Source organism: Acidovorax sp., from assembly GCF_046341535.1.
Classification (GTDB): Bacteria; Pseudomonadota; Gammaproteobacteria; order Burkholderiales; family Burkholderiaceae_C; genus Acidovorax.
The window spans coordinates 22,034-28,033 of the sequence record NZ_JBKDRI010000202.1 but is presented as its reverse complement, the minus strand read 5'-3'; the positions used below and the strand labels follow the sequence as shown (position 1 = coordinate 28,033).

The following is a 6,000-nucleotide window of genomic DNA, read 5'->3' as shown; positions in this document are numbered from 1 at the left end:
GCTTTCCACCAGGCCACGGGCGCGCACGGGCGCTCCCGTGGTGACCGGCGCTCAAGACACCGGGCAGGCCGACCAGGCTGAGCCTAAAAACAGCAGTTGGATGCATTTGCCAGCGCTGCTGTTGGGGTGCCAGGCAAGGCGGGACGACGCGGCAGGCTCGTGCCTGCAAGGAGGAACAACACCGCATGGCGCTCCAAACCCAGGACATGCGGGCAAAAGCCCCCAAAAGCAAGAGACGGGCGGTGCGCTGGGCGGCGCCACCGGCAGCGCGTGCCGCCTACTCGGCAGCGCGCCGCAGCGTGTCCACCACCGGGCGCTGCAGCACTTCGCGCAGGCCCCACCAGCCCGCCGCAAGCGCCAGCAGCGCGCCGCCCGCCGCACCGACCAGCGGCACCCAGGGCGACGCTGTCCAGGCAAAGTCGAACACATAACGCGCCAGCGCCCAGCCCACACCCACCGCAACCGCGCTGGCCAGAAAGCCCGCCAGCAGGCCCACGCCCAGCAGTTCGGCCCGCTGCACCTGGCGCAGCAGGCTGGCGCGGGCCCCCACGGCACGCATGATGGCGTACTCGCGCGCGCGCTCCTCGCGTGTGGCGGTCACGGCCGCAAACAGCACCACCAGCCCGGCCGCCAGCGTGAAGGCAAAGAGGAATTCCACGGCGCGGATCACCTGCTCCAGCACGCGCTGCACCTGGGCAATGGAGGCCCCCAGGTCCACGTTGGTGATGTTGGGAAACTGCCGCACCAGGGCGTTGTCAAAACCCAGGGTTTCGGGGGCACGGTAGGCGGCCAGGTAGGTCACCGGCACGTCCTTGACCTGCTCCACCGGGAACATCACGAAAAAGTTGGCGCGCATGGAACCCCAGTCCACCTTGCGCAGGCTGGTGATGCGGGCCTCGACCTGCACGCCCCCCATGTCAAAGCGCAGGCGGTCTCCCATCGACAGACCCAGGGTGTCGGCAATGCCACTTTCCACGCTGATGGCCCCCTCCTCGCCCGGTGTCCAGCGGCCTGCCGTCACCTGGTTGTGGGCGGGGGCCTGCTCGGCGTTGGACAGGTTGAATTCCCGATCCACCAGCCGCCGGGCGCGGTCTTCGGTGTAGTTTTCGGGGCCGACAGGCTGGCCGTTGATGGCCACCAGGCGGCCGCGGATCATCGGGTACCAGTCATACCGCTCCACGCCTGCATCTTTGAGGCGCTGCTGGAAGGCCTGCGCCTGGTCGGGCATCACGTTGATGACGAAACGGTTCGGCGCATCGGGCGGCGTGGCCTGGCGCCAGCTCTGGACCAGGTCGGTGCGCAGCAGCACCAGCAGCACCAGCGCCAGCAGGCCCACGGCCAGACTGCTGACCTGCACCACCGCATAGGCCGGGCGCGCCGAAATTTGCCGCGTGGCCAGCACCAGCCAGCGCGGCGCGATGGACTCGTTCACACCCTTGCGCAGCAGATTCACGGCCAGCCACGACAGCGCCGCAAACAGCAGCACCGCACCCGCAAAGCCCCCCACGGCGATCAGCCCCAGCCGGACGTCGCTGCTCACGGCCAGCAGCAGCGCGGCAAAGCCAGCCACGCCCACCCCCAGAACCGCCAGAGAGGCCGGCTTGAGCCCGCCCACATCACGGCGGATCACCCGCAGCGGCGGCACCTGCGCCAGCTGCAGCACCGGGGGCAGGCCAAACGCCAGCAGCAGGGTAAGGCCCATGCCCAGCCCAAAAGCCACCGGCCACGGGCTCGGCGGGGGCAGGGCCGACTCGACCAGACCGGCCAGCAACAGCACAAAAGCGTAATGCACCACATAGCCCAGCGCCACGCCCAGCGCGCTGGCAAACAGCCCGATCAGCGCAAACTCGGTGGTGTAGGCCCCGGCAATGGTGCGCTGGCTCTGGCCCAGCACGCGCAGCATGGCCGACGCATCCAGGTGCTCAGCTGCAAAGCCACGCGCCGCCAGGGCCACCGCCACGGCCGACAGCAGCGCGGCCAAAAGCGCCACAAGGCTCAGAAATTTCTGCGCGCGGTCCAAGGTCTGGCGCATTTCCGGGCGGCCGCTTTCCAGGGATTCGAGGCGGGCTCCATGCACTTCGGGCTTACGCACCTCGGCATCGGCCCACTGCGTGAATTCCTTGACGGCTGCGGCAGGCCCGGTGACGGCAAAGCGGTAGGTGAGCCGGCTGGCGGGCTGCACCAGGCCGGTGGCGGGCAGGTCGGCTTCGTTGACCATGACGCGCGGCGCAAAGCTCATGAAACCCGCACCCCGGTCAGGCTCGATCACGATGATGCGCGCGATACGCAGTTGCGCATCGCCCAGCAGCAGTTGGTCACCCATCGAGAGGTTGAGCGACTCCAGCAGGGGCGCATCCACCCAGACGTCGCCAGGCGCGGGGATGTCGCGGGTAGGCTCATCGGGCGCACCCGGAGCATCTGCCACACGCAGGCTTCCGCGCAGCGGGTAGCCAGCTTGCACGCTTTTAAGCGCCACGAGTTTGCTGGCACCGCCCTGGGCGTCACTGGCACGGCCCATGGTGGGAAAGCCCAGCGTGGTCACGGTCTGCAGCCCCAGGGCGCGAGCGCGCTCCACGATAGACGCTGGCGTGGCGTTGTCGCTGGCCACCACGGCATCGCCGCCCAGCAGTTGCAGGGCGTCGCGCTGCAATCCGCCTTGCAGACGGTCTGCGAAGAAGCCGACCGAGGTCAGCGCAGCCACCGCCAGCGTGACCGCCACGATCAGCAAGCGAAGCTCGCCCGCGCGCAGGTCACGCGCCAGAGTGCGCCAGCCCAGACGCAGGAAAGACAGGTTCATCGGGCTACCTTAGCGCAAACCCAAAGCAAGGGGTTTGCTCAGGGTTTTGTCGATGTGGCGGATGCATCCATGGCGGTCGCGCCAATCGCCACCACGCCCTGGCCCGCGATCTCGAATGCACCCCCAGCGCGCGGCGTCGTATCGCTGGCATGGGTCGCCCCTGGCGCTTGCCGTTGCAGCGCGCTGGTGCGCCCGGCCTCCGGCTCGGCCGCGGGGCGCGCCGATGTGCCCCCCAGCCGGGCCACCAGGTCCGCCAGCACCGGGCGAATCTGCTCACCCACGTGAATCTGCGGGTTGGAGAACCCGTCTGACTTGCCCGCCTCCACCTCGCGCTGCTGTATGAGTGGCACCGCCGCAGCAAACGCCTGCTCGAACGAGTGCGTCTGGCGCAATTGCTCATGAAACACTGCCCGACCAAAGAACGTCAGTTCAGACCGGCTGCCGCAACCGTAGGAGGTATGGGTCGCATCGGCGGCGGTCATCACCAGGGTGGTGTCGGTGGCCAGTGGCTCAATCCAGCCGCCCGAATAGCAGGCCGATACGGCAATCACGCGGTTGCGAATGCCCGCTTCGTCCAGCCAGCGCCGCAGCAGCTCGGGCGTGACGGGCGACACCTGCAGCGGCCCATGCGATGCGGCCAGTTCATGGTTGCGCGCGCCGTGGGAGGTCAGGTAAACCACCAGCACATCATTCGCGCGGTCCATGCGGTCGGCCAGTGCGGACAGCGCGCGTTGCAGGTTCTCGGGGGTCGCCCAAGGGTGCGTCGCGGCGGTTCCAGCGTGGTTCACGAGGTGTAGCACGCGTCCTGCGGCGTCAAAGCGCTGCTCCAGCAGTTCGCTCACCATGGTGCTCTCGCGCCGGAATACGTTCTCGTCGGCATACGGCGCGAACACCAGTCCGTACACGTCCGTCAGGCCGGGGCGCTCCGGGGCAAGCGCCAAAAGCTGCTCGTGCCAGAGCGCTTGCTGCGTCTCAAAAACAGACTGCGTCAACGCCAGTGTGGGCGGCGCGCTGGTCGATTCAGCGTCGGCAGCACCTTGGGCAAGTTCGTCAGGCGCTGGCGCCCACGGCCGGTCCGGAAACTGCCACATACCGACCACCACCACGCCGATCAGAGCCAGCGAGAAGGCCGCCGTACGCCAGCGCGAGCGAATGAAGTGGCTGCTGACCACAATGAGTGCGGCAATCACCCACACCATGAGCAGGCCATACGCAATCCACAACGCAACCTCGGCCACAGAATCAACCCACATCGCGGGCCAGCGGGCAATGCAGGCCAGCAGGCCATACAGCAGCAGCGTGGGCAGCATGGGCGCCCAGGTCATCAGGACATACCATGCGGCCAGTCCACCACGGGGTGCGCCTTCACTGGTTCCAGCATCGTCGGCCGCCGGGCGAATGGCCCACCACGCAAACCACAGGAGTACCAGCGAGCTCCACATGGGCGACAGCCAGCCGCGCACGTCAAATTGCGCCGGGCCCGAAATTTCAAGCCATGAACCGGCCAGCGGCAGCGCCGCGCCCAGGAGCGACAGCACCAGCAGTTGCCAAGGCGTGGGGCTGGCAGCCCCGGTGCGCGGCCTGCGGAACCACGCGGCGCGCAGCCCCTCAAGCAGCCAGGCTGCCAGCGGCAGGCGGTTTGCGCCGGGTTCGCCGGGCTGCGCGCTGTCTGCCCCTGCCTGCGCGCCCGGCAGCGGGATTTCGATCTCGGGCGAAATGGGACCCCACTGGCTGGGGAGGGTGTCGGCCCAGGAGCCGGGAACAGTCAGTTCTTTCATACGCGCAATGATGCCATCGACGGGCTGCAGATCAGAGGGAGGTTCATCGCGGGGGCAGGACAGAACGCATCCTTCGGGAATCGCGTCAGGGCCGGCCCACGGGCAGTTCAAGCGGCGGCAGCGACAGCGGCCGAGCTGCCGTCCTGCATCGCCAGCGGCGGCGACCGTGCCAGTTCAGGCTGCAGGATGAGCCGGTCTGCACCGCTGTAGCAGACAAATCTTCGGTTGGTGGCGCGGCCAATGGCGCACAAGCCCAGTTGCTGGGCCACCGCATGCCCCATCTGCGTCATGCCGCTGCGCGAGACCACAATAGGAACCCCCATCTGCGCCGACTTGATGACCATCTCGCTGGTCAGACGACCCGTGGTGTAGAAGACCTTGTCGGCCCCCTGCATGGGCGAATGATCGGACCGGCGTGCAGGCATTGCAGCCTCTGCCAAAGCGTGTTCGCGGGGGAACGCCATGGGCGGCGGCGAGGCCGCCACATCGGCCAGGCCTTCGCCATCTGCCGGATCGTCAACGCCGGCCTCCGTGTGCATCCACATCCAGCCAGCGATCGTGTCAATGGCATTGTGGCGGCCCACATCCTCAACAAAGGTGAGCAACTGCGCGCCGCGAAACAACGCGCAGCCATGCACCGAGCCTGCCGACTTGTACGTGCTTTCCTTGAGCCGTATCGCATTGACGATGCCGTAGAGCTCAGCCTGCGAAAGCGTCGCTGGCGGCAGCACGATCCGGTCGACCTCGTCCATCAAACCACCAAACACGCTGCCCTGGCCGCACCCCGTGGTGACGACCTTGCTGGCGGTGCGCTCCTTGATGCGCGCAATGCCACGGCGCGTGCGAACCGCAGCCGCGTGCACATCCCAGTCCACGGTGATGGATTCGATGTCGCCTGGGAAATCCACGAGCCGCTGGTTGCGCAGATAGCCCAGCACCAGCAGTTCGGGGTGAGCGCCCAGGGTCATGAGCGTGACCAGTTCGCGCTTGTCCACATACACCGTCAGCGGGCGCTCTGCCGGAATCTGAACTGCCTCCTGCTCGCCGTGTTCGTTGATCACCTGCACTGCATGGGTGAGCGGCGCGCGGGCGCGGGTCAGGCGTGGCAAGCGGCTCGGCATGGTGGGGGCAGCGGGGTCGATCATGAACGGACTATACGGATCAGACAGCAGGGCATGACAGCGATCCGCGGCGTGATGAGCGCTTGTGTTCGCGCACTTCGTCAAGGTTACTCCACGGGCATTGCATCGGCACCCCAGCAGAACACCCAATCACCAAGGCGGCGTTACGCGGCCGAGGGCCCCACCACCCAACAGGCCGCACGGCGCGGGAGCATTGGGCTCCTCCGGTGGCTCAGCGGCAATGCACGCGATTTGTCAGGCACTTCCGCCGAATTCACTACGGGCGCGATGGCGCAGCATCAGG

Annotated in this window: 3 protein-coding genes; all 3 read right to left on the bottom strand. The window is 67.6% G+C overall.

The genetic code is table 11. From position 1 onward, the window contains the following. Positions 1 to 277 precede the first annotated feature (277 nt). Positions 278 to 2,797: an ABC transporter permease gene (locus ACK543_RS15100; RefSeq protein WP_409943648.1), complete on the bottom strand. Its 2,520-nt coding sequence runs from the start codon at positions 2,795 to 2,797 to the stop codon at positions 278 to 280. Between the two features lie 38 nt (positions 2,798 to 2,835). Further along, entirely contained in the window at positions 2,836 to 4,575 is a 1,740-nt protein-coding gene (locus ACK543_RS15095) for a C13 family peptidase (RefSeq protein WP_409943647.1), read from the bottom strand. A gap of 107 nt (positions 4,576 to 4,682) precedes the next feature. Continuing rightward, positions 4,683 to 5,696 carry a formate dehydrogenase accessory sulfurtransferase FdhD gene (locus ACK543_RS15090; RefSeq protein ID WP_409943646.1) on the bottom strand — a complete coding sequence of 338 codons (1,014 nt, stop codon included), beginning with the start codon at positions 5,694 to 5,696 and terminating at the stop codon, positions 4,683 to 4,685. Between the last annotated feature and the right edge of the window lie 304 nt (positions 5,697 to 6,000).

What these genes read in the sequence shown, in the direction of transcription:
- ACK543_RS15100 (WP_409943648.1), bottom strand. Translation starts at nt 2,797, where the DNA reads ATGAACCTGTCTTTCCTGCGTCTGGGCTGGCGCACTCTGGCGCGTGAC.
- ACK543_RS15090 (WP_409943646.1), bottom strand. Translation starts at nt 5,696, where the DNA reads ATGCCGAGCCGCTTGCCACGCCTGACCCGCGCCCGCGCGCCGCTCACC.
- ACK543_RS15095 (WP_409943647.1), bottom strand. Translation starts at nt 4,575, where the DNA reads ATGAAAGAACTGACTGTTCCCGGCTCCTGGGCCGACACCCTCCCCAGC.